Annotated in this window: 2 protein-coding genes; one reads left to right on the forward strand and one right to left on the reverse strand. The window is 63.9% G+C overall.

Annotated features, from left to right (window positions below):
* The first annotated feature begins 109 nt into the window (after positions 1–109).
* The gene (locus tag VGD20_RS19915; protein WP_331136114.1) at positions 110–2,557 is read left to right on the forward strand and encodes a penicillin acylase family protein; all 2,448 of its coding nucleotides are present in this window, start codon (positions 110–112) and stop codon (positions 2,555–2,557) included.
* 82 nt (positions 2,558–2,639) lie between these two features.
* Here VGD20_RS19915 and VGD20_RS19920 read toward each other — a convergent pair.
* Positions 2,640–4,346: alpha/beta hydrolase family protein (locus VGD20_RS19920; protein ID WP_331136115.1), on the reverse strand; the 1,707-nt coding region annotated here is incomplete at its 5' end.

Genomic DNA, 4,346 nt, shown 5'->3' on the forward strand with positions numbered 1-4,346 from the left:
CACAACAATCATTATGAATATGACGACCGGATCTCGCCCACCGGCGCCGCGCTGTGGGTCGCGCTGGCCGAGAATTTTCTCCCTTCCACCCGATAGAGAGGTCGCCCTTATGTCGAACCGTCGTTCGTCGCTCTTCCGCAAGGCCAGCTGCCTCGCGCTCCTTTCCGCAACACTATCGGCAGCGCAGGCGCAAAATGTTCCGGCGGAAAAGGTGACGATCTATCGCGGCGAGTTCGGCGTTCCGCACGTCATGGCCGACACATCGGACGCCGTGATGTTCGGCGCGGGTTACGCGATCGCGCACGACCGGCTCGCCGCGATGGAACTGGCGCGGCACAATACGCAGGGGCGCCGCGCCGAACTGGTCGGGAAATCGGCGATCGAAAGCGACAAGATGATGCGCGGCCGCCGTCTGTCCGACGCCCAGTTGCTCGAACGCTATCGTGCGCTCGCGCCCGAACATCGGAAGATGATCCAGGCGATGGTCGACGGCATCAACAAGCGTATCGACGAAGTGAACGCCGATCCCGAAAACCAGACGCCGCTCGAATTCACCCGCTGGGGCATCCGGCCGACGCGCTGGAGCCTCGCCGAATATCTGGCGCTGATCAGCGCCGCGCCGCTGGGACGCGACACCTACGAGATCCGCAATCTCGAATTTCTGAAGGCAATGACGGCGCGCTACGGCCAGGACAAGGCGTGGCAGATCTTCAACGACGTCGTGCCGATCTCCGACCCCGATTCCCCGACGACCATCCCTGCCGGCGACGATCTCGCCCCTGCCCGGCCGATTCCGGCGCCCGTCATCGCCCCGGTGCAGTTGTCCCCGAACCGCAACCTGAGATCGGCGGCGGCACAGACGGCACCGACCGAACCGGTAAAAGGCGCCAGCCGCTGCATGGTCATCGGACCCGAAAAATCGGCAAGCGGAAAGGTGCTGATGCTGGAGGCCACCGCCGACGGGCCCGAAATCCACTTGAAGGGCGGCGGTTTCGACAATGTAGGCTTCGGCTCGACCGGCTGGGGCGTCCCGACGATGGGCCGCGGCGCGCAGCACGGTTGGCTGCTGGTATCAGGCAGCAGCGAAGCTGGCACGACCTTCGCCGAAAAGCTCAACCCGAAGAACCGGTATCAATATTGGTACAAGGGCGCGTGGAAAGCGATGGAGCACCGGACCGAGACCTTCAAGGTCAAGGACGGCACGCCCTTCACACACGAAGTCGCGTGGACGGTTCATGGCCCGGTGATCGCGTGGGATGTCGAAAACGGCACCGCCTATTCGCAGCAGATGGGCGTTCATGGCCGCGAACTTGATACATGGGTCGCCTTTGCCGAGATGGGCCGCGCGAAGAGCCTTGCCGAATTCAAGACCAAGGGTGTCGACCGGCTCGGCTGGAACCTCGGCGCCTGCTATGGCGGCGAAGACGGCACGATCGCCTATTTCGAAGCGGGTGCGCTCCCCAAGAAGGCCGCCGGTGTCGATCCGCGGCTGCCCACCCCCGGCACCGGCGAATATGAGTGGACCGGTTTCCTGACGCCGGCAGAAAAGCCGCAGATGATCAACCCGAAGCAGGGCTATTTCATGTCGTGGAACAGCAAGGCGACGGGCTGGTCGCAGGAAGGCGATAATGCCCGCATCGGCGCTACCTTCCGTACATGGATGGGCGACCGTCTCGCCAAAGCGGGCCAGTCGCTGACACTTCTCGACATGCGCGAATTCAACGGCAAGATCTTCAACGCGCTCGGCGCAGTCGATCGCAATCAGGCGGCGCCCGATTTCTTCGCGCCCTGGATCCGCGAAGCGATCGCGGCGAGCGACGATCCAGAGGTCAAACGCGCCGGCAAACTGATGCTGAGCTTCAACGGCCTCTATCAGGATCGCGACGGCGACCAGCGATACGACAATCCGGGACTGACACTCTATCGCAGCTGGCTGCAGGTCGCGCCGAAGACCCTGTTCGGCGACGATATGGGCGACTGGTGGAAGGCGATCGATGCCGATCGCTACCTGACCTATCAGTCGAGCCTGCTGCTGCGCGCCTTTCAGGGCGACAAGGCCGGACTGCCGCTCAGCGTCGACTATTTCAACGGGCGTGATCGCACCGCCGTGATGATCGACACGATCAAGGCGACGATTGCCGAGGTCAAACCGCGCTTTCCCGGCAAGGACATGGCCGAATGGAAGCAGCCGGTTTACTGGAAATATTTCGACGCGTCGCTCGAAACGCCCGACCGCCCGCAAATGGCCGAGGATTATCCCGAGCATCGCCTGTCGGCGGTACTCCGCCTCGGCCCGACGATGGCGCCGCACAATGGCGGCGAGAGCTGGGTCGGACTGATGGAGGTCGGCCGCGAACGGCGCGCGCTTTATTCGGTGATCGACGCGGGCGGGCAGAATCTGTTCATCGATAGCAAGGGCACGGGCAACCCGCACCTCGCCGACCAGACGCTGATGCACGAAACCAACGAGCTCAAGAAAACGCCGCTTACCGACGACGAGATCCGCGCCTCCGCGACGTCGACCGAAACGCTCGAATACCGGCCCCGAGGCCGGTAGCTGGGAACGGAGGCGGCGGGCGCCGGCCTCCGTTCGGCGCATCGCCCGCGAAGCATATTGGCGAGCCCGCGGACCGGTGGTCTCACTTCGCTCCGCTGCCGATGCTTCCCGATGCCTTGATCGCCGCATCGAGCCCGGGGACAAACCTGGTCCCCGTTCTCAACTCGACCTCCGATCCCGCAAGGTCCTTGCCATAGGGCTCGGCCGGCCCGCCGAGGCATTTCGAAAGGAAATGCTCGGCGATCGCGGCGAAGGAAATGTTCGTGACGTCCTTGGCATAGACGTGCCCCTCGTCGGGGTAAAAGGCATAGGTCACAGGCTTCCCGCGCGCTGTCAGCGCGTCGACGATCTCCTGCGACTGGTCGGGAAAGATGCGCGGGTCGTTCGCGCCATTGGTGACGAGCAAGGGCCTGGAGATCGCATCGACGCGCGCGATCGGCGACCGCCGCATCAGATCCGCTGCGCCCTCGCTGGTCGCCGGATCGCCCACGCGATTGACGAACTGCGGGCGCTGCCAGGTCCACCACAAGGGCATCGAGGAAATCAGCCGCGGCAGATTGCTCGGGCCGGCAAGGTCGACGCCGCACTGGAAGGTCTCGGGTGTAAAACTCAACGATACGAGCGTCGAATAGCCGCCATAAGACAGCCCCATCACCGCCACCCTGTCTTTCGCGGTTACCCCTCTGTCGGTCGCCCATTTTACGGCATCGAGCAGGTCGTCATGCATCGTCTCCGACCATTTCCGGTCGCCCTTCGCCATGAAGTCGCTGCCGAAGCCGCCCGAGCCGCGAAAATTCACCGACAGCACCGCATAGCCGCGGTCGGCGAGCCAGGCATGTTGCGGATCGAACGCGAGGTCGTCGCGAAGCCACGGACCGCCATGGACGAGGAGGACGAGCGGAACCGGCGCCGCCGGCATGCCGTCCGCACCCAGCTTCGCGCGCGGAGGAAGCGTCAGATAGCTTGGCAGTGCGAGGCCGTCGCGCGAACGGATCGTCACCGGGATCCGGCGCGCCAATGCACGTCGTTCGAGGTCCGGACGCGTCGATACCAGCTTTGCGAGGGATCGGCTTTTCCGGTTCCACCAGCTATAGCGGTCGGGCTGCCCCGGCACGGTTTCGAGGAGCAGCCAGCGCGCGTTATCGGGGGTCTGCCCGACGATCTTGAATGGCCCCGCGGCGGCCGCCTGAAGCGCCGCGAACTCGGCACGCACATCGTCCGAGCGAACCGTCCACTCGCTGACCAGCGGGTCCTCGCGCGTCGCCAGCAGCGCGCCGCTCTGTTCATCGAACAGCGGGTCCATGATGTCGGCACGTCCGGCGGCCGCGAGCAGCGTCCGCTTACCGGAAGCAAGATCTACCGAAACGAGGCTGCCCTTGTCGCCGCCGCGGCTGTCGAGCATCGCCAGCCGGCCCGCGCCATCGAGCCCCAATATTCGCGAATTGCGCAGCGAAACGAGCGGGATCGTCATGAATTCGCTCGGCCCCGCGAGATCGAGCCGGAAATAGGTCGACGAGCCGTCGGGATTGCCGCGAACGCCCATGCGGATATTGAAATCGGGATCAGCAATGACATCAATATAATTGTTTTTGTTATGAAATACCTCGGTACGCTGACCGGTCGCCAAATCAATACGATAGATATCGCGATAGCGGCGATCGCGGATATTCATGCCGACGAGAACTTCACCCGGGTGGCGCTTCGAGACCTTGACGATCTTCGTCTGCACCGCCGGGTCGTCGGTCATGTTGACGACCGTCCGTTTTTCGGGATCGGCTACCCAGAGCTG

Source organism: Sphingopyxis sp. (assembly GCF_036402335.1).
Classification (GTDB): Bacteria; Pseudomonadota; Alphaproteobacteria; order Sphingomonadales; family Sphingomonadaceae; genus Sphingopyxis.

Coding starts and splice junctions, on each gene's coding strand:
- VGD20_RS19915 (WP_331136114.1), top strand. CDS start 110: ATGTCGAACCGTCGTTCGTCGCTCTTCCGCAAGGCCAGCTGCCTCGCG.